The organism is Oenococcus oeni (assembly GCF_020510245.1).
Taxonomy (GTDB): domain Bacteria; phylum Bacillota; class Bacilli; order Lactobacillales; family Lactobacillaceae; genus Oenococcus; species Oenococcus oeni.
The window spans coordinates 1-21,906 of the sequence record NZ_CP084702.1; the positions used below are offsets into that span (position 1 = coordinate 1).

General features: G+C 40.9%; 26 protein-coding genes and 2 pseudogenes. 13 read left to right on the forward strand and 15 right to left on the reverse strand.

The features are described from left to right. The 3 genes from J3U91_RS09685 to J3U91_RS09695 all read left to right on the forward strand — a co-directional run bounded on the left by J3U91_RS09685 (position 1) and on the right by J3U91_RS09695 (position 2,155). Positions 1 to 1,116, forward strand: a complete 1,116-nt coding sequence (locus J3U91_RS09685) for a replication initiator protein A (protein WP_002823702.1) — start codon at positions 1 to 3, stop codon at positions 1,114 to 1,116. 261 nt (positions 1,117 to 1,377) lie between these two features. Next, complete coding sequence (locus tag J3U91_RS09690; RefSeq protein WP_002819873.1) at positions 1,378 to 1,659, forward strand: type II toxin-antitoxin system RelB/DinJ family antitoxin; 282 nt, start codon at positions 1,378 to 1,380, stop codon at positions 1,657 to 1,659. Next, entirely contained in the window at positions 1,649 to 2,155 is a 507-nt protein-coding gene (locus J3U91_RS09695; protein ID WP_002819871.1) for a hypothetical protein, read from the forward strand. The genes J3U91_RS09690 and J3U91_RS09695 overlap by 11 nt, the downstream gene beginning before the upstream one ends. On the opposite strand, the gene J3U91_RS09700 is transcribed toward J3U91_RS09695, so the two are convergent. Beyond that, on the reverse strand, positions 2,145 to 2,423 hold the full coding sequence (locus J3U91_RS09700) for a hypothetical protein (RefSeq protein ID WP_002819870.1): 279 nt from the start codon (positions 2,421 to 2,423) through the stop codon (positions 2,145 to 2,147). The genes J3U91_RS09695 and J3U91_RS09700 overlap by 11 nt on opposite strands. A 22-nt stretch (positions 2,424 to 2,445) precedes the next feature. After that, positions 2,446 to 2,673 (reverse strand): hypothetical protein, encoded by a 228-nt coding sequence (locus J3U91_RS09705; protein WP_003555660.1) that lies wholly within the window; start codon positions 2,671 to 2,673, stop codon positions 2,446 to 2,448. 253 nt (positions 2,674 to 2,926) lie between these two features. Here J3U91_RS09705 and mobQ point away from each other — a divergent pair, with 253 nt between their 5' ends. From mobQ to J3U91_RS09730, 5 genes are all read left to right on the forward strand, one after another. Further along, positions 2,927 to 4,990, forward strand: coding sequence for a MobQ family relaxase (mobQ, locus tag J3U91_RS09710; protein ID WP_002819868.1), 2,064 nt, complete (start codon positions 2,927 to 2,929; stop codon positions 4,988 to 4,990). Positions 4,991 to 5,109: 119 nt separating this feature from the next. Then, positions 5,110 to 6,621 carry a DNA topoisomerase gene (locus J3U91_RS09715; RefSeq protein ID WP_002819867.1) on the forward strand — a complete coding sequence of 504 codons (1,512 nt, stop codon included), beginning with the start codon at positions 5,110 to 5,112 and terminating at the stop codon, positions 6,619 to 6,621. 122 nt (positions 6,622 to 6,743) lie between these two features. Continuing rightward, complete coding sequence (locus J3U91_RS09720; RefSeq protein ID WP_002819866.1) at positions 6,744 to 6,959, forward strand: hypothetical protein; 216 nt, start codon at positions 6,744 to 6,746, stop codon at positions 6,957 to 6,959. Positions 6,960 to 6,962: 3 nt separating this feature from the next. Next, on the forward strand, positions 6,963 to 8,087 hold the full coding sequence (locus J3U91_RS09725; protein WP_002819865.1) for an ArdC-like ssDNA-binding domain-containing protein: 1,125 nt from the start codon (positions 6,963 to 6,965) through the stop codon (positions 8,085 to 8,087). A 14-nt stretch (positions 8,088 to 8,101) separates the two neighbouring features. Then, positions 8,102 to 9,061 carry a D-2-hydroxyacid dehydrogenase gene (locus J3U91_RS09730; RefSeq protein ID WP_002819864.1) on the forward strand — a complete coding sequence of 320 codons (960 nt, stop codon included), beginning with the start codon at positions 8,102 to 8,104 and terminating at the stop codon, positions 9,059 to 9,061. Positions 9,062 to 9,178: 117 nt separating this feature from the next. On the opposite strand, the gene J3U91_RS09735 is transcribed toward J3U91_RS09730, so the two are convergent. The 4 genes and pseudogenes from J3U91_RS09735 to J3U91_RS09750 form a co-directional block, all read right to left on the reverse strand. Next, entirely contained in the window at positions 9,179 to 9,565 is a 387-nt protein-coding gene (locus J3U91_RS09735; protein WP_002819863.1) for a hypothetical protein, read from the reverse strand. Then, on the reverse strand, positions 9,558 to 9,878 hold the full coding sequence (locus J3U91_RS09740; RefSeq protein ID WP_002819862.1) for a hypothetical protein: 321 nt from the start codon (positions 9,876 to 9,878) through the stop codon (positions 9,558 to 9,560). The genes J3U91_RS09735 and J3U91_RS09740 overlap by 8 nt, the downstream gene beginning before the upstream one ends. After that, positions 9,871 to 10,212 (reverse strand): annotated as a pseudogene (locus J3U91_RS09745) (DinB/UmuC family translesion DNA polymerase); the annotation flags it as partial. The pseudogene J3U91_RS09745 and the gene J3U91_RS09740, both read right to left, overlap by 8 nt. A gap of 75 nt (positions 10,213 to 10,287) precedes the next feature. Beyond that, complete coding sequence (locus J3U91_RS09750; RefSeq protein ID WP_226490012.1) at positions 10,288 to 10,902, reverse strand: TetR/AcrR family transcriptional regulator; 615 nt, start codon at positions 10,900 to 10,902, stop codon at positions 10,288 to 10,290. 145 nt (positions 10,903 to 11,047) lie between these two features. On the opposite strand from J3U91_RS09750, the gene J3U91_RS09755 reads away from it, so the two are divergent. Then, the gene (locus J3U91_RS09755) at positions 11,048 to 11,794 is read left to right on the forward strand and encodes a sulfite exporter TauE/SafE family protein (RefSeq protein ID WP_002819859.1); all 747 of its coding nucleotides are present in this window, start codon (positions 11,048 to 11,050) and stop codon (positions 11,792 to 11,794) included. Between the two features lie 49 nt (positions 11,795 to 11,843). Here J3U91_RS09755 and J3U91_RS09760 read toward each other — a convergent pair whose 3' ends face one another. Further along, positions 11,844 to 12,047 carry a transcriptional regulator gene (locus tag J3U91_RS09760; RefSeq protein WP_226490011.1) on the reverse strand — a complete coding sequence of 68 codons (204 nt, stop codon included), beginning with the start codon at positions 12,045 to 12,047 and terminating at the stop codon, positions 11,844 to 11,846. A 324-nt stretch (positions 12,048 to 12,371) separates the two neighbouring features. On the opposite strand from J3U91_RS09760, the gene J3U91_RS09765 reads away from it, so the two are divergent. Then, positions 12,372 to 12,959: a recombinase family protein gene (locus J3U91_RS09765; protein WP_002824583.1), complete on the forward strand. Its 588-nt coding sequence runs from the start codon at positions 12,372 to 12,374 to the stop codon at positions 12,957 to 12,959. 239 nt (positions 12,960 to 13,198) lie between these two features. Here J3U91_RS09765 and J3U91_RS09770 read toward each other — a convergent pair whose 3' ends face one another. Beyond that, positions 13,199 to 14,131, reverse strand: coding sequence for a LysR family transcriptional regulator (locus tag J3U91_RS09770; protein ID WP_002816610.1), 933 nt, complete (start codon positions 14,129 to 14,131; stop codon positions 13,199 to 13,201). Positions 14,132 to 14,273: 142 nt separating this feature from the next. On the opposite strand from J3U91_RS09770, the gene J3U91_RS09775 reads away from it, so the two are divergent. Beyond that, a complete protein-coding gene (locus tag J3U91_RS09775; protein ID WP_002819953.1) occupies positions 14,274 to 15,455 on the forward strand; it encodes an NADH-dependent flavin oxidoreductase in 1,182 nt (393 codons plus the stop codon). 126 nt (positions 15,456 to 15,581) lie between these two features. Here J3U91_RS09775 and J3U91_RS09780 read toward each other — a convergent pair whose 3' ends face one another. From J3U91_RS09780 to J3U91_RS09800, 5 genes and pseudogenes are all read right to left on the reverse strand, one after another. Next, complete coding sequence (locus J3U91_RS09780) at positions 15,582 to 16,265, reverse strand: IS6 family transposase (protein WP_002816607.1); 684 nt, start codon at positions 16,263 to 16,265, stop codon at positions 15,582 to 15,584. Between the two features lie 72 nt (positions 16,266 to 16,337). Further along, positions 16,338 to 16,613 (reverse strand): annotated as a pseudogene (locus tag J3U91_RS09785) (helix-turn-helix domain-containing protein); the annotation flags it as partial. A gap of 166 nt (positions 16,614 to 16,779) precedes the next feature. Further along, entirely contained in the window at positions 16,780 to 17,223 is a 444-nt protein-coding gene (locus J3U91_RS09790) for an AP2 domain-containing protein (RefSeq protein WP_015084348.1), read from the reverse strand. Positions 17,224 to 17,254: 31 nt separating this feature from the next. Beyond that, positions 17,255 to 17,539: a BRCT domain-containing protein gene (locus J3U91_RS09795; protein WP_002819966.1), complete on the reverse strand. Its 285-nt coding sequence runs from the start codon at positions 17,537 to 17,539 to the stop codon at positions 17,255 to 17,257. Between the two features lie 5 nt (positions 17,540 to 17,544). Next, positions 17,545 to 18,195, reverse strand: coding sequence for a recombinase family protein (locus J3U91_RS09800; RefSeq protein WP_002826718.1), 651 nt, complete (start codon positions 18,193 to 18,195; stop codon positions 17,545 to 17,547). A 340-nt stretch (positions 18,196 to 18,535) separates the two neighbouring features. Between J3U91_RS09800 and J3U91_RS09810 the strand changes: the two genes are divergently transcribed. After that, positions 18,536 to 18,787 (forward strand): IS3 family transposase, encoded by a 252-nt coding sequence (locus tag J3U91_RS09810; RefSeq protein ID WP_002820011.1) that lies wholly within the window; start codon positions 18,536 to 18,538, stop codon positions 18,785 to 18,787. Between the two features lie 55 nt (positions 18,788 to 18,842). Continuing rightward, positions 18,843 to 19,682, forward strand: coding sequence for an IS3 family transposase (locus J3U91_RS09815; protein WP_002820012.1), 840 nt, complete (start codon positions 18,843 to 18,845; stop codon positions 19,680 to 19,682). A gap of 539 nt (positions 19,683 to 20,221) precedes the next feature. Here the strand turns inward: J3U91_RS09815 and prgO are convergent. Together prgO and prgP are read right to left on the reverse strand one after the other, a co-directional pair. Further along, positions 20,222 to 20,500 (reverse strand): DNA segregation protein PrgO, encoded by a 279-nt coding sequence (prgO, locus tag J3U91_RS09820; RefSeq protein WP_002820004.1) that lies wholly within the window; start codon positions 20,498 to 20,500, stop codon positions 20,222 to 20,224. Further along, entirely contained in the window at positions 20,481 to 21,404 is a 924-nt protein-coding gene (prgP, locus tag J3U91_RS09825; RefSeq protein WP_002820005.1) for a ParA superfamily DNA segregation protein PrgP, read from the reverse strand. Before prgP ends, prgO begins: the two co-directional genes overlap by 20 nt. Positions 21,405 to 21,906: the final 502 nt, after the last annotated feature.

A 21,906-nucleotide genomic window follows, 5' to 3' on the forward strand; every position in this document is an offset into this window, starting at 1 on the left:
ATGGCTCAAGACTCATTTAAGTTCTACAAAGCAGATAGCGTTTACGGTAATCTCTTTTTCCAATTTCCAAAAGTATTAATGTACGGTAGCCAATATTCCAAATTAAGTAGTGATACCAAACTAGCTTACATGGTGTTAAAGGATCGGCTCGAATATTCTCTCAAGAATCACCTAGTAGACGAAGAGAATCATGTATATTTTATATTTACTAACGAGGAACTAAAGAGCTTATTCAATTGTTCTAACACCAAAGTTGCTAAAATTAAGAAGGAGCTTGAGGCCGCTCATCTTTTACTTCAAAAGCGGATGGGTTTTCAGCCTAGTGCTGGTCGTCAATTACCAAACCGTCTATATTTAGCTGACCTGTCCGTTAATCCACAAGATCGTTATTTACGCTCACAAGAAACTAGTGAAACAGCGCAAACCCTTGATAAAAGCAGACTTCCGAAAATCAGAAGTCAGTATGAGACCGCTCAAAGCCTTGATAACAAAAGACTTCCGAAAATCAGAAGTCAGTATGAGTTCGCTACTAACGAGTCTCAAACCCTTGATAAAAGCAGACTTCCGAAAATCGGTCACAATCTATATAAAGACTCTAAAAACATAGATACTAATAGATACAATATAGATACTCAAAAGTTGGACTTTTCCACAGCCCATTTCTCACCAGCAGAAATTCAAAAACAAAACCAGGATTTGGTGAACCATGCTAATGATTTCTTAACTGATGAAGACAGTGGCTTACCGGTTTTCTTAGAACCAGAAGCTGTGCAACTACTTAGTTTTTGGTGCCGTACCCCACAACAAATGCGGCGCTTCATTGGCATTATCTTAAATGCTAAGTACCGAGTTGAGAAAGATCACAAAGATATTGGCGTCATAATCCCACTTGATGATGAAGAACTTAAACCGCTAATGACTAAAGCCTTGAGACGCTACTTTAACGTCCTAAGAAGTAATGAGAAGCACATCAAGAACGTGGAAAATTACCTGTACGGCACCATGCAAAACCTATTTGGCGTTTGGTGGAATAAACAAGCGGCTAGAGAATACGCGGCCAAACACCCCGAAGAAGAAAAGCCGGCCGACAACGACAACAGTGGGTTGTACTACTAGTCCTAAAAGGCTACAAAATCCTTTCTAAGCGGTTTTAAGACTTACTAACCCTTTTTTATGTTTAAGCTAGATTTAACTGGCTTAAGCATAATAACAGGGGCTTTTAATTAAGTGTCAGAGCTAACCAGGCTAACCAGCTCAAAAGTTCAGCCTTTAGATCAACGCCAAGCTCAAGTGATTTGAGGCCAGGGCTTTATCTATTGATAAGGTACTCAAAAGGTAGTATAATGGTGGTAGCGAAAGAAAGAAGATGAGACAATCATGGCAGTTAAGGAAAAGAAACGGGTCCAAGTCAAGATTGATAAAGATTTGGCCGATGATACCGAAGCAGTTTTAAGCGAATTGGGCTTAAATCCAACCACGGCCATTAACATGTTTTACAAGCGGATTGTTGCTAATGGTGCTTTACCTTTTAATGCGTCTTTAAGCGAAGAAGAAAGAGCTAATTTACGCTTTTTAAAGGCGACCGAAGGGACACCAGTCACCGAGTTCAAAGACGCTAAAGAGGTCGCTGATTGGCTCAACGATCCAGATGAGGACTAATGACTTAGTCAGCCTGTACGTTAGTTTTGTAGAAACTAACGGTGGCAAGTCTCGGCCAGTTTTAATTCGTCGGGTATCAGAACAGACGGTCGAGGCTTTTAAAATTACTAGTCAGTATGAAAAGAAGTCGGCTTATATCAAGCAACAATATTATCCGATTCAAGATTGGCAATCCGCTGGGTTGAAGAAACCTTCCTGGGTCGATCTTGGTAATATTTATCGCTTTCCCAAAGCCGGTTTAAACTTTAAAGAAATCGGTCATTTAAGTAAGTTAGATCAAAATAAAATTTCAGACTTTACGCTTGACCTAAAATCAAAAATAAGAGGTAAGGGTCAAAAGATAATTCAACAGCGATCAAGTAAAAGGAAGCACAAAGAAAGTAAAGCAGAGCTTACACAAAGAATTCAAAAACAGTTAAAAGACTTTGCTAAACACAATCCAGAAATTAAGCCAAAAAACAATCCTGAAAATAAAAACGATCGGCCTAGTTATTAGGTTGATCGTTTTTTAATTTATCCGGTTTATGGGCGTTAACATAGTCAGCAAATGTTTTTAAAAGTTCTTCGGTTTGTTCGACCGAGAGGTTATTAGCTTGAAAGTACTTTTCTAATAAAGCCCCTTTTTGAATTAATCGGCGAGAACGGGCTTTGCGGGCTTGCCGATTTTCATAGTATTTAGATTGTCGTAATTTAAAATCTTCCCGATCAATTTTTTGTTTTAAACGCGCTTGCTGCTCGGCTAGTTTTTCATATTGATTAGACATGGAATTTCCCCATCTCGTATGGCTAATGATCTACGGACTTTACCTTTAAAAATTCAGAAAATTGCTTGGCTAAAAGCTTAATCTGATCGTTAGACAAATTAGCATAATCTAAATTGGCTTGACTGATGATTTGTTTACCTAGACGTTGTTCAATCTTATTTTTTTCGTCCTTAATTTTTTGATTAAGGGCTTTTAATTTAGCTTCTTGTTTTTCTAAGTTACTTTGAGACATAACGATCCCTCCAATCATATTAGAAATAATCACCGACACTATATCATAAGGGAAACGTTAAGTCAAAGTATAAAAATTGAAATAGCGAAGCGGAAGGCATACACTAAAAGTAAATTCAGGAGAATCAGAAGACCGAGTGAAACGAGGTCAATGCGCACTTATACACAACAACTAAAATTGGTTGTGTTATTGTGCTAAACACTTGTATTAGAAGTCGCCGTTGGCGACAACAAAATCAAACCCATAAACCCAAAGAAAGGTGGTGACCGACATGGCAATTTTTCACATGAGCTTTAGTAATATTAGTGCTGGAAAAGGAAGAAGTGCAATTGCTGGAGCAAGTTATCGAAGTGGCGAAAAATTATTCGATCAAAAAGAAGGTAGAAGTTATTTTTATGCTCGGTCGGTTATGCCAGAAAGCTTTATTTTAACACCAAAGAATGCGCCAGAATGGGCGAATGATAGAGAGAAATTATGGAACGAAGTTGAAAGAAAAGACCGTCGAGCAAACTCACGGTACGCTAAAGAGTTTAACGTGGCTCTACCAGTTGAATTAAGTGAAGATGAACAGAAAGAATTATTGACAAAATATGTACAAGAAGATTTTGTTGATGAAGGTATGGTTGCCGATGTGGCAATTCATAGAGATCACCCAGATAATCCGCACGCTCATGTGATGTTAACTAACCGTCCATTTAACCCAGACGGAACGTGGGGATTAAAAAGTAAACGAGAAAACATATTAGACGAAAATGGGAACAAGACTTATACAGGAAATAGTCGTTTCCCAAGATCAAGAAAGGTGTGGTTAGTTGATTGGGATAAAAAAGAAAAAATCAATCAATGGCGGCACAATTGGGCGGTTAGTGTAAATCAAGTTTTAGAGCAAAAAAATATTCCCGATCGGATCAGCGAAAAATCATTTGTGGAACAGGGAATAGCTGACACACCAATGCAACATGAGGGAATCAATAGCAAACGGCATGAAAGAAAAGCATTTAACCAACAAGTTAAGAACTATCGCAAGGCCAAAGCCAGTTATAAAAACAACCAAGAAAAAGTAATCAATAGAGGTCATTTAGATAGCCTAAGTGAACACTTATCGTTTAATGAAAAACGGGTAGTTAAAGAGTTAAGCCATGAACTGAAAACTTATATCAGTTTGGAGAACTTAGATGATAAACGGCGCATGCTATTTAATTGGAAAAACAGCACCTTAATTAAACATGCGGTTGGTGAAGATGTGACTAAACAATTATTGACAATTAACCAACAAGAAAGCTCACTCAAAAAAGCAGATGAACTCTTAAATAAAGTGGTCGATCGCACGACGAAAAAACTTTATCCAGAGCTTAATTTTGAACAGACCACGCAAGCTGAAAGACGAGAATTAATTAAGGAAACCGATAGCGAACAGACAGTTTTCAAGGGTAGTGAATTAAACGAACGTTTAATGAATATTCGTGATGATTTGTTGACGCAACAATTATTGACCTTTACTAAGCGGCCATACGTTGGTTTTAAGTTATTAATGCAACAAGAAAAGGAAGTCAAAATCGAGCTTAAATATACGCTGATGATTCATGATGATAGCTTAGAAAGTCTAGAACACGTTGATCAAGGTCTACTAGAAAAGTATTCACCAACCGAGCAGCAAAAGATTACTCGCGCAGTCAAAGATTTGCGAACAATCATGGCTGTTAAGCAAGTTATTCAAACCCAATACCAGGAAGTTTTAAGAAGAGCCTTTCCTAACGGCAATTTTAATGAATTACCAATGATTAAACAGGAACAAGCCTATACAGCCGTGATGTACTATGATCCTGTTTTAAAGCCATGTCAGGCCGAAACGATTGAACAGTGGCAAGCAAACCCACCACAGGTTTTCAGCCCCCCAGAACATCAACAAGGACTAGCTTATTTATCGGGACAGCTGAGCTTAGATCAGTTAGAAAATCATCACTTACAACGGGTTTTAAAGCATGATGGTACTAAACAACTCTTTTTTGGCGAATGCAAAGCTGATCCGACGATTAAGAACAGTCAGATCGAGAAAATCCAAATGCAGTTAAAAGAGCAACAAGCCAAGGACGACCAGTACAGAAAAGCAAATATGGGGCATTATCAACCGCTAAATTATAAGCCAGTTAGTCCAGACTATTACTTAAAGACGGCCTTTAGTGATGCGATCATGACTGTTCTATATGCTCGCGATGAAGATTACCAACGGCAAAAGCAAGAACGTGGACTGAAAGAAACCGAGTGGGAAATGACGAAAAAGCAGCGGCAACATCAAACCCGGAACCGGCATGAAGATGGGGGCATGCACTTGTAATCACAAAATTAGCGACTGGTTAATTGGTATGAATGGTAGCCCATAATGTATTTTATATTGATAAAAATTTGGTACGTAGAGCGTGCTCGATTAGTTACCTATAGCTGCCAGCCTTGTGTATGGTCTATCAAAGAGACCAGGCAATCAAAAACTTTAAGCCGGAGCCCTATTTTGAACTAAATGCTGAAATTCTTGCTAATCAGCAAAAATTCGTCGCAAAATTAGACCCCTATCAGCGATTTAAAGACGAAGCAGGGCTAATGACATTCATGCGAGCTAAACACGTTCATAAAGGCTCGCAGGACGGTTTAATCAAGGACGTCCAAAAACAAGGCAAAAAGCGTGCTAGTCCCCAACTATTCTCACTATCCAGTCTCCAAAGTGCCATGAATAAACGTTATCACGCCAGTGCCAGCCAAACCTTAGCGGCCATTCAAAGTTTATATGAAGCCAAGTTGCTGAGTTATCCCCGAACGGATTGTGCTTATATCACTGATGAAGAATTTGATTATTTAGTGGCTAATCTGACGAAGTATCTGGGGTTAGTCTCTAAGCCAGTCGCTTTAACCAATACCACCCCAAATAAGCGCTATGTTAATGGAAAAAAGGTTGAAGAACACTACGCCATTATCATGACTAAAGTCGTGCCGCCGAAAGAGAAACTAGCCAGCTTGCCTAAATTACAGCAACAAGTCTATGACTTGGTTTTAAGAACCACATTAGCCATGTTTGCTGATCCGTACGAGTACGAAGAAACCACCATTATTACCCAGGTCGGCGATGCTAATTTTAAAGCAACCGGTAAGGTCCCAACTAAGCAAGGTTGGCAAGTTCTATTTGATGAAACCAAAACCGAGCAGCAAGAAGTAGCAACTTTACCGCTCGTTCACCAAGGCGATCAAGTCCAAGCAAATCTGCAAACACCGCAAAAAGAAACGACCCCACCAGTATCGTTTACCGAAGGGACATTAATCACAGCCATGAAGACGGCCGGTAAAACGCTTGATGATGAAGCAGCCCAAGCGATTCTTAAAGATGTGCAAGGCATTGGAACGAGTGCAACCCGGGCAAATGTGCTGGAAGTGTTAAAGAAGCGCGGCTATTTAGTTACTGAAAAGAACAAGCTCCACGTCAGTGAAGCGGGGATTACTTTATGTAAAGCGGTTGAACTCGAACCCTTGTTAACTAGCCCAGAGATGACAGCAAAATGGGAGCAAGCGTTACAGCAAATCAGTACCGAAGAACGCACTCCGGATAATTTTTTGAGCCAAATCAAGAAGTTTGTGGCGAAGTTAATCGCTGATGTCCCAACACAATTAACTGGCAGTGCAGCCATTAAGCAACAAATCAATCACCAACAGCAAGCACAAAAGTCCGACGAGGTCTTCTTAGAAACACCGCAAGCGACCGTTTTAAATAAACAGAAGTTTTACATTGTAAAGCCTAAGCAAGGCGAAAGCTTTACCCTGCCCAAGAAATGGAGCAGTAAGACCCTCGGTAAGACCGCAATTAAAGCGTTGGTCACCAATGGTGAAACCAGCAAACTAAAGGGGTTCAAGAGCAAAAAGGGAAAGTCGTTTGACGCCAAGCTAAAACTTGACGGTCATAAATTAAGTTTTGATTTTGATTAGAACCTGCCTACCGCCCTGCACGTTGTTGCGGGTTGGTGAACCCGTTGTTTAGGTTCACTTTTATAAAGCCAAAAGTAAACCTAAACAACGGGTGAGATTAGCAAAGCAAAGGAGATCATAAAATGGATAATAAATTAGCAGTTTTAGCCAGTGAATTACCCGTTTTGCAAGCTAAAGGAACCTACAAGTATCTAAAAGAAATCACTGGTAACGGCGCTTATTATCAAGTAGCCTGGCAAAAATTGTCTGACGGTTACGTTGCCCTTTATGGCACGACCCCGATTCAAATAAGATCATTGCCAACATTGAATGATATTTTTGAAGATGAGGAGGGGTAACTTATGCCAAATAAAGCAGATGTTAAGGCTTGGAAAGCACAATTAGTCGCCCAGGCTGAACAGCAAATCCTAAAATTAACTGATAGTGACCAATTTAAAAAGTATCTCAATACCCTGGCTAAATTTCATCATTATAGCGCCAGAAACATTGATTTGATTTATGCGCAAAATCCTCAAGCCACTCAAGTCGCCGGTTTTAAGCAATGGCAGAAGGCTTTTAACCGCACCGTCAACCGGGGCGCAAAAGCGATTCGGATTGCGGCTCCGATCATTAAGAAGCTAACACCAGCCGAGCAGAAGCATCTTGATACCACCGATGAGCGCGCCATTGTCGGTTATCGCTATCTACCCGTCTTTGATGTGGCACAAACTAGCGGTGAACCAGTGTTAAGTGCTAAAGACTTTGTCAAAGAAAATTTGGCCGATCATCAGAATGTGACAAGCTTGTATAACGCATTCAAGGACTATCTAAACCAGCAAACCGACCTTAAAGTCAGTGAAGTGCCTTTAGCGACGCTAAATGGGGCTAAGGGGTATTTTCAACCCAGCACTAATGAAATCGTCATTGGTGGCGATGAGCCCGACAATGCTTTGAAACTAAAGACGTTATATCACGAATATGCGCATAGCCAGCTACACGGCCTAAAATCAGCCTTTAAAGATCGCCCGCGAGCCTATCAAGAAACGCAAGCCGAAGCGGTTGCGTATGTTGCCATGCAAAATATTGGCGTTGATACCAGCAACTACTCACTCGGTTACGTGGCCACCTGGGCTAAAGATAAAGCCGTGATCCATAGCGCTTTAAGTGAGATCCAGCAAGTGAGCAACAAAGTGATTGAGCTTAGCGACGGGTTAACCAAACAATTAGGCTTACAAGAAGTCCCAAAAGAGCCTGAGCATGATCTAAAAAAGCTATCAGCCCATGATCTTAATGAGTCCTATCAAGGCTTGCAACAACAAGTTCAGCAAGCAACTAATCCACAACAAAAATCAGAACTACAAAATAAATTAAATGATGTACACCATGAAATCAGTAATCGAACGCAAAAACAACTGAAAGCATTTTCTGAACAAAACCCGGCAATTAAACAACCAGAACATAATTCAGCTAAAACATTGAAAAGATAGGGGGATTTAACACTATGAAAATTGTTCTTTTAGATGGATATGAACTAAACAAAGATTTAAATTGGAAAAGCTTGCAAGAATTAGGCGACTGCACTTTATATGATCGTACACCAGTTAACGATAACGCTGAAATCATAAAACGAATTAAATATGCTGATATCGTCATTACACACAAAACACCCCTAGATCATGAAGTGATTAGCAAAACATCACGATTGAAGTATATCGGAATCATGGGAACCGGTTATGATGTCGTTGATATTGAGAGCGCACACCAGAACAAGGTTGTGGTGACTAACATTCCCACATATGCAAGTGACGCAGTGGCACAATTTACTTTCTCGTTATTATTAGAAGTGACTAGCCAAGTTGGTTTGCATAATCAGCTTGTTCATGAAAACCGGTGGGCACAGGCTCCTGATTTTACTTTTTGGGAAAAACCGCTATTAGAATTAAAAGGGAAAACTTTAGGACTAATCGGTTATGGCCATATTGCGCAAAAAGTTGCTAAAATAGGACACGCTTTTTTTATGAAAGTTATTTTCTATAATCATCGTCCTAAAAAGGTTCCTGAATCATGGATTCAGCAGGTTTCATTTGATGAACTATTAAGGCAATCTGATGTGCTTAGTCTGCATGTGATCCAAACACCAGAAACAATTGATTTAATTAATAATGATACGATTGCCAAAATGAAAACTGGGGTTATTATATTGAATACGGCCCGAGGCAAATTGGCTAATGAAGCGGACATCAAGAATGCCTTGAATGAAGGCAAAATTTATGCCTACGCCACTGATGTTGTTAAAGGGGAGCCCATTGCTAGTGATAGCCCATTATTACAGGCCAAAAATTGTTATATTACCCCACATATTGCTTGGGCACCATATGAGACAAGAGAACGGTTGTTGCATATGACTGTTGATAATATAAAAGCATATTTATCAGGAGATCTGAAAAACGTTATCAATTAATGGCAATGGTCTGTGAATTCTTTTGCCTACATTGAAGTAAAATTGTTTAAAATAAAGCAATGAGAAAAAACAGAGCCAGCAAAGAAAGTGTTAAGAAAAATACGGAGAGCTAGAATTTTATAGCTTCTCCGTATTTTTAAAGGATACATTGCGAATTTCTTGTAGTGGGATAAACCGATCAGCATCAACCACAATATCATTGGCATTGTAACCATGAATCAAGGTGGTGATATCTGGCCAATGACGGTTGTTTTGGTCAACCGTTTTTAGTTGAATGATCACTGGTTGCTGACGCTGATATGCGTCCGCCAATACCTCGGTAATTGTTGCTAAGGATTGTTGCGGTCGTGGAACGTATACTGCATTCAACTGCTGGTTCTGTTGGTTTAATGCGGCAGTATGATCGGATAAATAGAATCCCTGCCATTTCATCATGCCCCGGTCATGGTAATCATGTTCAAAAAAATGCTTAACCGTGGCTAAATCAAATTCTTGATTATTCAAGTGGCACCCGCTTTCGTTGAATCAGCTTTTGGTTTGCAGGCCACCGTTCCCCAGTAAAGCCGACAAATTCGATCGTTAGCTTTATATCTTGTCGTAATGCTTTTAGTAATTTTTCTAAACCAGCTAAATCATAGTGAGCTAATTTATGTAAGGGAACGGATTGCAAGCGCTCGTTAGCCCGTTGACTGTTAAAAAACAGATTATAGGTCTGATCGTAGGTATCATTAGTCAACATTAACCAATAGCGGGTTTGGGGACGCCGCTTAAACAATAGGGTTAACCGCCCCTTAATAATCTCGATATCGCTATTCATAGCTATTACCTCCATTATGTCCGCCCACTAGTGAAGCCCGCTTGATAGCGGTGCCTCCCTTTAATAAACTGGTCGCGTAAACTAGTTTGGTGAACCCAAATTGCCGGTGAATTTCATCAATCACTTGGTTTAACCGGCTACGGCGAATTTGGTTGCGCGGGGTTTCAAATAAATTAAGTTGTTGGCAGGAATTGGCACTTAGTTTACTGCTATAAACACCAATATTCCGGACCGCTTGACCGTCCCAATTCTGACGGAATAACCACAATAATTGTTGTGTCAAAACTTGATTGTCATTAGTTGGTTCAATTTTTAAAGCCCCATCTAACCTGCCAAGTCGGCAGGTTAGATGGGGCTTTATTTTGCCGATAAAGTGGTCTTATCAGGCCAGCTCAACGGACTGAAGCTCTTAATCGTCCTGTGTGTCTTGCTGGTCTTCCAGTGTCAGCCTGTCCAAACTAGCTGTCAGGGCTAATTCGAAGCTGTCATCTGCAGAAATTCCCTGATCAATAAACCACCCCGCACCAATGTTGACCACATCGCCGACGATGAGGTCACGTAGCCAACGCACGGCAATCAGCCGCACCCGTGAGTGCTGAAAAACAGGCCGGATCATACCGCCCAGCAAGTCGCGAAACAAGTCCGTGCCCTGTTGCATATCCGCATTCGCTGTGTCCCGCGGAATGCTGAGTAGATACTGGGTCAGCCGCACGTGGGCCAGCCCTTCCCGCCGCATCGCAACAGCCAGCGCAATGAGGCCCTCCCGACCGCTTAACCCAAACAGTTCTGTTTTTATCTGATCATTCAACTGTCTGGCGACCCAGTCAAAAATCGCAAAACTTAATTCGGTTTGATTTGCGAAATACGGATACAGGGCCTGAGAACGACTTCCAAGCCGTCGTGAAATGGTGGAAAACGTGGGTGTGCCACCCGCTTCAATAATGGCAACGGCAGCCTGAATAATGCGATCTTTTAATAAAATTTGGCGTGACATGTGGATCACCTCGATATTTTTTGCTTGCAATTTACATGTTGTAAGCTATAATAACATATTGTAACGTAAAACAAAATTTAATTGTCGTTTGATAGCCACCTTGTTTGTGTCAAGGTGGCTTGCTACGGCACCGAATAGGCCGTACCGACCTATTCGTTTGAAAGGAAGTTCTATCTTGGAGATTGTATCACTCTTACTTATTGGCCTGATTATCGGGTTTGTCGTCATTTCAATGGGTGGTGGCGGTGCTGCCATTTATTTAGGTGTGTTAACTGCGGTATTTCATCTCGCACCTGCAGCCGCTACCGCTACCTCGCTGGTCACCGCGCTGCCTTCCCTTATTCTAGGCTCATTGGGCTACTATCGGCAACGGGCAATTAATTTCAAACTAGGCAATCAAATGCTGATCGCGGCACTGCCCGCAGTGGTGGTTGGATCATTACTGTCGCCCTATATCCCTGAATCAATCTACACCTGGGTCGTGGGCATTATCTTAGTCTTACTGGGACTTAACATCATGCGCAATAAGCAAACGGGGTCAACTCAGTTGCAGGCGCACGGTCGACTTAAAGCCAGCAGCTTTGGCATCCTAAGCGGGTTGATGGTGGGGGTTGCCGGTATCAGCGGCGGTGGTCCCATCCTCGCCGGGTTATTGATCCTCGGCCTGAACATGGTCAATGCCGTTGCGACCTCGTCGTACGTGTTGGTCGGGATGACCATCGTTGGCACAATCTTCCACACCGCTGGCGGACAAGTCGACTGGCACGCTGGCCTCGGCCTCATGATCGGCGCACTGATTGGTGCCGCCATTGCCCCATACGTGATGAGCCGCTTTGTTGGCGGTTCTAAGAATGCTGGGGGTAAACTCAAGCCAATAATGGGCATCCTACTGATATTGACGGGCATAAAAACCATTTGGTAACACAAAAACGTCAGTCCAATATTTAGCTGACTGACGTTCATCGCATTTATTATTGACCGTTTGGTTCCTTGTTCAAAACAACATCGTCGTTGCTAACATCCGCAATAACGTCAAACTTCTTGTCATTTTCCAGCGGACCGAGGTTCAAAATCGTATTATCACCATCATGCGCGATACTATTGACCCGGTTGCTGATAAACAACCGAATAATATCAGCATTTGCTGAACAGAATCCGGAGATCAAACAATCCAAATCCGAACTGGATCAAAGTTTAAAGCGTTAGCCAGTTTTTAAAGGTCATGCTATAACATAAACAGAAAAAGGAAGTCCCGCCGAAAACAGGACTTCCCATGCAAGCCGCTTCAAAGGCGGTGGCCTAGATTACAAAACTACATTGTCGCCCTGTAACCGACCAAAGTTACGCAGGGCGGCTTTTTTATTTGTGGTGCTTGTCGATATTGACCTAATTTTTATTTGCTTTTAGCCAATAGGGTATACCCTAATGGCCGTTTTTATTTCTGTGCTATACTAGGAATTACAATTGTTCATTAGAACTGCCCAAAAGGAGAATTGGAAATGGCTAAAATCGGTTATGCGCGTGTGAGTTCCAAGGAGCAGCATTTAGATCGGCAGTTAGCGGCCTTAAAAGGCGTTGACAAACTATTCACGGATAAACTAAGTGGAGCTAATACTAATCGACCAGAACTGCAAAAACTTCTGGCTTATATCCGCGAAGGTGATATTGTCATGGTCACTGAACTAGATCGTTTAGGCAGAAACAATCAGGACTTAACTCAGATCATGAACTCCATTCAAAATAAAGGCGCCACCCTAGATGTGTTAAATTTGCCGTCCATGACTGGGATTGCTGACCCAAATTTACGTCAACTGATGACCAACTTGATTATTGAACTCTATAAGTATCAGGCCGAAAGTGAACGTAAGCGAATCATTGAGCGCCAGCAACAAGGGATTGCCTTAGCTAAGCAGCAGGGTAAATATCATGGGCGCAAACCCCAATATGCCAAAGATGATCCCCGCTTGCAACATGCTTTTAAGCTTTATCGAGCTGGCATGAGTGACATTGATGTGTCCCGAAATACAGGTATTAAACGGACGACCTTTATTCGATACCGTGTGAAATACGGTATTAAAAGAAAATAGGGACCCTATTTTCTTTACTTATAGTTTTGGAGGGTGTTTACTAAAGTTTTTTTTCTTGGAATCTGATTCCGTGTTTATTAAACCATCGACGAGATGTCATACAAGAATGACACCCTGACTGTGTATACATCATGATCATTTTTCATTTACCCACTTTTTTATTTTATTTAAGAAAAAATGATTAATACTTTCTTTAATTAACGGTTTCTCTAATTTTAATCTGAAAATAGATGTAACCATTAGTCATTCCGTAAAACCAATTGCTCATCAGCTTTAATGCCAAATAAGGGTTTCATAATATTTAGAAATGCAAACATCTCAGGTGTATTAACTTTGCTGGCACAGTGGGCAATTATTAAATCACTGCTTAGTAGATTGGGGCTGATTTGGATTGCTGAAACGTGATTACCAATAGATTGATAGTAGGATGGCAAAATAGTGAAACCTAACCCTTTATTAACGAGTTGTAAAATTGTTTGAAAATTTTTCAATTGAATCCATGGTCTAATATGCAAATTTGAATTTACAAAAAATTGGTTCAGTAGGAGGCCAGTAATCATAGTTTGATCAATGCCAATGTAATTTTGTGCTTTTAAAAATTGAAATTGGGTTAACCTTTCAATTTTTGACAATTTTTCCACGGATAGGGATTCAGGATAAATTAAATTAAAGTGGATTGGCTTAATCTGTCGATAGATAAAATGGCTCCCTTTAATTGGCTTAGGGCCGATATATAAATCTAGTTGGTTATCGATGACGGTCTTAGCAGCTTGAGTAGAAGCCATTTCTCGAATTTGAAGATGATATTGTGGATACTTTGTAGTATATAGCTGGATCAATTGTGGTAAAAAAAGTGTACCAAGTGTTTCGGGTAACCCAATTGATAGCTGGCCAGATTTGGATTGTGAAATATCATTCATTTTGTCCACTAATTGCTTAGTTGCAGTATCAATATTTTGTAACCCACGTAGATATTCTGCACCAGCGTAAGTTAGTTGAATTGGCTTTGTCGTCCGATCAACTAAAGTGACGTTAAGCTTTTCTTCTTCATTTTTAAGAGTCCGACTTAGTGCAGGTTGGGTGATGAATAAGTGTTTAGCGGCGTGAGTGATGTTACCGAAGCTTTGAATTGCCTCAAGGATAGAAAGAATTCTTGAATAGTTTGTTGCCATTTGATAACCACCTCTCTTTAAAAATATACCATACCATCAAGGGTATTAAAAAGTGTTATAGAAAGCATTCGACTTTGCGGAATGAAGTTTTAAAATTGAAGTTGTAAAGTTAAATAATTATTTCACAAAGGACTGATCAACTATGACAACAGCTTATAAATTCTTGGAACCATACACATTTAAAAACGGGATGACAGTGAAAAATCGAGTAGTTATTCCGCCAATGACTGAAGCATCCAGCTTTGAAGAGGGTTCAATTACGACTGATGAGTTACGTTACTTCAGAATTCATAGTGGTGGCGTTGGTATGTTTATATCCCCGGTAGCAAATGTTTCGGAAAGTGGTAAGGGATTTGAAGGCCAACTATCTATTACAGATGATCGGTTTTTACCAGGACTAACCAAAATGGCCTCCGCAATGAAGCAGGGTGGTGCTAAAGCAATTCTTCAAATTTTTCATGCTGGTCGAATGTCAAATTCTAAAGTTCTTAGAGGGACTCAAGCTGTTAGTGCGAGTGCGGTTGCGGCAGAGCGTCCCAATGCTGAAACACCTCGCGAATTAACGAATCCCGAAATCGAACAAATCATTGATGATTTCGGGGAAGCAACTCGACGTGCAATCCAAGCGGGGTTTGATGGAATTGAACTACATGGAGCTAACACATACTTGCTGCAACAATTTTTCTCACCTCATTCCAATCGACGAACGGACAAGTGGGGCGGTAATGTTCAAAAAAGAATGACGTTTGCTTTAGAAGTGATTAAGCGCGTTCATTCGGTAGTAACGCAGTATGCTAAGGAGCCATTCATCGTTGGGTACCGAATTTCACCAGAAGAAATTGAAACACCCGGGATCCGCTTAGCTGATACTATGCAATTTATTGATGTCTTGGCTGATCAGCCGATTGATTATTTGCATATCTCAATGGGCTACGTTTGGCGAACATCGCTAAATGATGAAACTGATACCGAACCAATTATTTTAAAGATCAAACGTCAAATTCATAATCGACTGCCATTGATTTCTGTGGGCTCCGTTGAACAGCCGGCAGATGCTGAAAAAGTTTTAGATGCTGGAATTGATTTCGTAGCAATTGGGCGTGAACTTTTGAGAGAACCAAATTGGATTCAAAAAGTTGAAAGTAATGATGAGGAAAGTATCCGTTACACGATCTCAATTCAAGATTTGGATGAGTTGGGCATTACACCGGCTATGTGGAACTTTTTGACAGTTAGACTTAAATCGGCTATGCACATTTCAAATCAGCCAGATTATGATAAGGGTCAGTTTGATCATCGACTGGCGCCGCATGAAGGTGCTTAGGATGCCCGAACATTGTAAAAGAGTCTAAATTTAGTTAGCACCAGCGGGAAAAATAGTCATAATTGGATCTGGTGCAAACAGTGTGAGAGATGATCATCTAACCAGCTATTGATCCTATGTTGAAGGTTATGCAGCTAACAATGCTTCTAATTCGTCCACGACTGAGAACCCGATGAGACTTAACTCTCGTCGGGTTCTTTTGCGTATTGCGTGAACAATTTCCACACCGCTCAACGTTGCACTAGCGGTTCGAATGCTTTGAAAGCTTGCTGAGCGGACACGATGACGTTTAATGAATCGGTGGTCCTGTTCAATCAAATTATTTCGATATTTGGAACATTGGTGGGCTGATTTGCTCAAATAGTCTTGCTTTATCAGGTGCTTCACTGCTTTCAGTGTTGCCCGATATTGATCAGTGACTAATCGATCAGGCCGACCATTGGTCGTCAAGAGACGCTTCAAAAAGTGATAGGATGCGGTATAATCGCGGTGTTTTCGTAGCTCAAAATCCATGGTCAAACCGTTACTGTCAATAGCGCGATACAAATAGGCCCAACGGCCTTTAACTCGAATATAGGTCTCATCGATTCGCCAACTTTTAGCGTGAGCTGTTTGATGCCGACGCCATAGAGCCTTAAAGATGGGGCCATAGTGATGAACCCAACGCATGACCGTGGTGTGATGAACAGTGATACCCCGATCCCGAAGCAATTCAACGATGTCACGATAGCTGAGACTGAATCTGAAATAGTAGCCAACGGCTACTAAGATGATGTCCTTTTGAAAGTGGCGTCCCTTAAAGTGATTCATGCGCGCAATCCCTCGTTTCTTGGCACCCAGTATACTAAAATCAAGTCAGCGAGGAAAATTTGCACCAGAACCGTCAGGACGATGGCAGCTCAAGCGTGCAGTCTCGTAACGTGCCTGAGCAGCCTCTGGTAGGTATTGTCGATGGTAGACGCGCTTGCCATTACTCTTCTTGACCTGATCTACTGTACCTCGCTTGATTTCATTATTAATGGTCTGCGGGCAGACGCCAATTTCAGCAGCAATCCAACGATTGGGCTTCCCAGCTTGGCGGAATCCGGCCACTTTTCCGCGTTCGAGTGATGTTAAGTGCTGACCTTTTTGGCGGTGTGTGCTATCCTGTTTCTGCATCAAGACAATATCCTCTTCCATTGTTTGTGTAGGAACTTCAATGATACAGGATATCTGTTCTTGATGTTTTTTATTGTCCAAAAAATTTTGAGACAGTGGCTAACTTGATTCTAAAATGCGCGTGTGTTTGATTATATTTCTTTTGCAAAGGTACAATATACCTTTTCTATGCTGCCTTGCGAGCAGCGATGGCATCCTCCATATGAACATATACACGATTTAGGACAAGATGGCCTTGAAAGTACAGCCTTGCGACCCACTTTTGAGCAGTTTTATCCCAACTAACTCCGATAACGCCAGATTTGTTATTGGACCGTTTAAGTGTAGAAGCAACTAAATTTGTTCGATTGATTAGTTGAAAATTCTTGGGATTGCCCATGTATTTTTTAGTCTGGTTATTAGCTTTTATGTTTAATCTGCTTATTTCTGATCGCAAACACCCACAACTGCGAGTGAATCCTTTTTGAAGTCGTTGACTGTCAACAATACATTTATTTCCACATTGACATTGACAGAGCCAAAGCGCGTTTCCATTAGAACTGCTTCCAAAAAAACTAATGACTGTGAGTCGTCCAAACGTTTGATTGGCCAAATCGATACGCTTTTGCATACTAATCCCCCCCCGTTTGATAAGAAGGTACTTAAAGAGTTGCTTTCAATTGATCTAATCGCCATTGGCACCATGAAATAAAGGCTAATTCGTCAATCTTTGGAATGCCATAGGTTCTAGCATACGTTAACTTTTGAGTGGTAAGTAGTTGATCATAGGGTTTGCTAATAATACCAACCACAAGGATATCGACATTTTTGTCAATCCCGTTGACAGGTTTTGCTCCTAGAATAGTTGCTAACTGTTGTGCCTGGAAACGACGAAAAGATCGCAAACGGCCTGTAAAGAGAATTCGTTTGCCCCTTAAATCTATCATGATGTTTACCTCTCACTACGGGGAACATTTGCTAGATCTTCTGCCTGATACTTTTCGATGCGATATAAGGTTACTGGTGCAATACCTAACATGCGGGCAATTTGTCGCTTGGTCAGAGTTTCATCTCCGTCTTTCTTCCTATTTAAAAGGCGACAGGCTTCTTTATAAATATAGCGTTTTTGACGATTAGGTGAATGAGGACCATATTCGCGAATTTTGCCTTTATATTTGCCCTGGCGTTTGGCAATTTCGATGCCTTGTTGTTGCCGTATCTTAATAGTTTCGCGCTCTTCTTGAGCAATATACTTATATAGTTCGACAATAATTGTCGTAATCAAGTTACGAAGGTTAGGATCTTCAATACTTGCAAAGCTAGGCAGGTTTAGAACATTCAATTGAGCTCCACGATGCCGAATGGTTTCGATGATGTCAGTCAAATCATGAGAATTGCGACCAAGTCGATCAAGGCTCAATACCACTACTTCATCATCATCACGAATATAGTCTAACATTGCTTTTAGTTGAGGACGATCGGCATTTTTACCTGAAAGCTTCTCTTGAAAGATTTTATTAACACCGGCATCATGTAGCTGTTCAATTTGACGTGCAAGATTTTGATCACGCGTACTAACACGCGCATAACCGATTTTAGCCAATTCCAGGTCACCTCCGGGTCACTTATATGTAACTAATAATACTCCCTTCTCACTTTAGTTACAATAGGGTACACCTCAGCGAAACGTTTATTCACTCATGACCGATTAGTTCACTAGTGGCTCACAAATGTAGTCCATAATTTTAAATAATACACGTCTGTTTTCTTGAGGAACCGATTGGTATAAAATGCTTTTCGCTGTTTGTTGCAATATCGATCCCTCTATATACGGAAAATCATTAACAACCATTTCACGAACGTGGATGTAAGCTGATTCCTGAGACAACTTTTAAGAGAGGGTATAATGAATAAATCGTCTCTCAAAAGGAAGGAATTTTTACATGCCAACTCGTTTCGACAAAGAATTCAAACAAAACATTATCAACCTATATAAGCAAGGCGAATCAGCTGCCCAACTGGCCAGAGAATATGGCATTGGCTATTCAACAGTTCATAAGTGGATCCAGGGTCAGGCCAAAACTCAATCCGGTAAATCGCCAGACGAAATCAAAGCGATGGAAAAGCGACTGGCTTCGCTGTCTGAGGAGAACGAAATCCTAAAAAAAGCCCTGGGCTTCCTTGCGCAGAAGTAACCAATATCTTTGATTACATTCACCAAGAAAGCCATCACCACCAGGTAACTAAGATGTGCCGAATCCTCGGTGTTTCCAGAGCTCAGTATTATCGTTATCGATCCCCAAACCTTCAAAACGCCGGGCCGAAGATGCGGACTTGAAACAACGGATTCTGCGGATCTTTGCGGAATTTAAGCAGCGATACGGTGTTATGAAGATCCACCATGAATTGAATCTGGAACTTCAACCACTGCAGCTTCGGTGCAGTCCACGACGGATTTCCCGGCTCATGAAGGAACTGGATATCCACTCCGTTACCGTCAATAAGTGGAAAGCGGCTTCGGCTTCCAAAACCAAGGTTGAACAGCGTCCCAACTTGCTTAAGCAGGATTTCTCGACCACTGGTTTAAATCAAAAATGGACCGCTGATATGACCTATATTCAAACGAAGCGTAATGGCTGGTGTTACTTATCAACCATCATGGACCTGCACTCACGACGGATTATCGGCTATTCGTTCTCAAAAAAGATGGATACTGATTTAGTCTTAAAGACCCTTGAAAGCGCGGTTAAAAATCGAACCATTACTGGGGACCTGATTATCCATACGGATTTAGGATCACAGTATACCAGCGATGATTGCAATCAACGTTTAACTGAACTACATATCCGCCACTCATACAGCCGTAAGGGTTGTCCGTATGATAATGCGCCAATGGAATCCTTTCACGCTTCCCTCAAAAAGGAATGTGTTTATCCAGTGCCGGTCTTTGAAGATTATGAAACTGCCGCTGCCTTCCTTTTTGAATATGTGCATGCTTTCTACAATAGGAAGAGAATTCATAGTTCACTGGGCTACCAGACCCCCTTACAAGTTGAAATTTCAACACTTACGAGCCAAATGGCCGCCTGATTTAATGCTTTCCAGGGTTCAAATAAGTTATTAATCGCGATTAATGATTTATTTGAGCTGTGGAAGGTAAACGCGGTTCTGAATGTCTCTTAAAATCTGTCTCAAATGTGATAAAGGCCAGTATGAGCATTATCTATCTTTTTTAAAGAAACATTCTAACCTAAGCATTGAATATCGCGATACCGATCACTTAATTCTTCCAGACGTAGAGGTTCAACAAGACTTAATACATGGTCATAGCAACCTAAGATCCTTTAAATAGATATACTAACGGTCTTTTCAAGTCTGTTCTTCGGATCACCCCCTGTATGGAGATCATGGACACCATTTACAAGTACAGCACACGTCCCAAAGCCATAATATATCAAATATATCCGATATATTTGATATGCTGGGTATATTTAGTATACCTAAACGTTTGCGCGTCTTCGAGGAACACGCCAAGCACACCTGCTATACACAATATATTCTGTATATTGTGTATAGCAGGTGTGCTCTGTATATTGCGTATAACAGATATATTTATTGAGCCTAACGTGCTACTTCTTCAATTTAACATCATAACGTTCAAGCTCTGCTGCTGTGAGTGTATGCTGTAAGGCAGCAATAGCTAACCTTGCTACTTCATACATCGGTATGTCCATCGCATAGGCCACACCATGAAATTTCTGTAGCACATCCGCGTCTACTTGTATTGGCCGCCGTTTTTTCGACATAGACTTTTTACCAGCTATGTTCGTTTTTACGTCGTCCGTAATTTTAATATTTTCTGCAGTCAGATGCTTTCTTGCTTCCTTGCTACTTGGTAGTAATGCCATTAATCTCTATCTCCTTTCCTTTTGGAAGAACCTTGTTTTGGACAGCATCCGAGTATTGAGGCGTATAGGAAAATCCTTCCATATCGCCGGTTGACTCGTAATAAGCTATCCGCTCATTCATCTCACAAAAAATATCTGCGAAAACACTCCACATACGTCTATCAACATAATCGTTCAACTGTATGCCAGTTTCCCCGAATAGTTCAAGTCGGTCAGAAGACTTGATTGGCGTAGCAAAAATGTTCTCCTCGCCATACTTGGTATACAAGTCATTATAATGATTCATCTGTAAATCACGGCGTCGTGACCAAAGCACAGGAATTATACCCAATATTTGAACTCGGGATTCTTCTGCATAGGAGGTGACTATCGGCATCAAAACTTCATTGATAAACTTGCTTGTTGATTCCATGGCGAAGGCTTTCAATTCTTGGAGAGGGATCACATAATCAGCAGCTGTAAGCACAGCATCAACAACATGATCGGTGCTTGGTGGACAATCAAAAAGAATTAAATCGAACTGTTGGCGCAACTTGTTTAGTGGATCGACAAAAGCTAGATGTTGTGAATATTCATCTTTGTAAGTATCTTTCAACCAGTCGTTCAATTCTTTTGAGGTTATGCTCGTTGGCATAATGTACAGATTTTGACTAACCTGTGTTATGCTGGACTCAAAATCTTTAACCATAACAGCCTTAGCAAACGATCGTTCAAAAACAGGAACATCGAATGTCCTCGAGATATTTGCAGTCGTGTTTCCCTGTTGGTCATAATCAATCAGGAGAACTTTCTTTCCAAACATCTGAGATGCAACAACCGCCAATAGGTCGTTGTCGGTTGTTTTCCCTATGCCACCCTTCATATTGGTTAAGACCACCACTCGACCATCATGTTTTTCTTCCATTTCAATCACTCCAGTTCCTCTGTGTTCGTTATACCAAATATATCTAATATATTTGGTATAACCTGTATTCTTGATATTCCATATATATCAAGTATATCGCCTATACGTGATATATCAAATATATCTGATAATGCTAGTATAGCACTAATATCAACAATCGCACAATATATATTTCCGCAAAACGCTTGATTTAAATTTAGGAGATTTGTACAATGACTGTAATAGAAGTTTTGTGCAACCACTTACAAAGCTTTTTGACATAAAAAAAGCCCCTATCCATCAGGATAGGGGATCACGGTAGCTTGTACCAGCTACCCACTAAAGACAATCCGACTTGGCGGAAGAATTATCTTTAGCAATCAATTTTCAGCTTGTGACATCATTTTAGCAACTTTCTTGCTAAATTTCAATGTACAGGCACGAGGACTGGATAGCTGGTAGAAGCTGTTCAGTCTTTTTTTGTGACTGAACAAATAAACCAGCAAAGACGGAGGTACATACC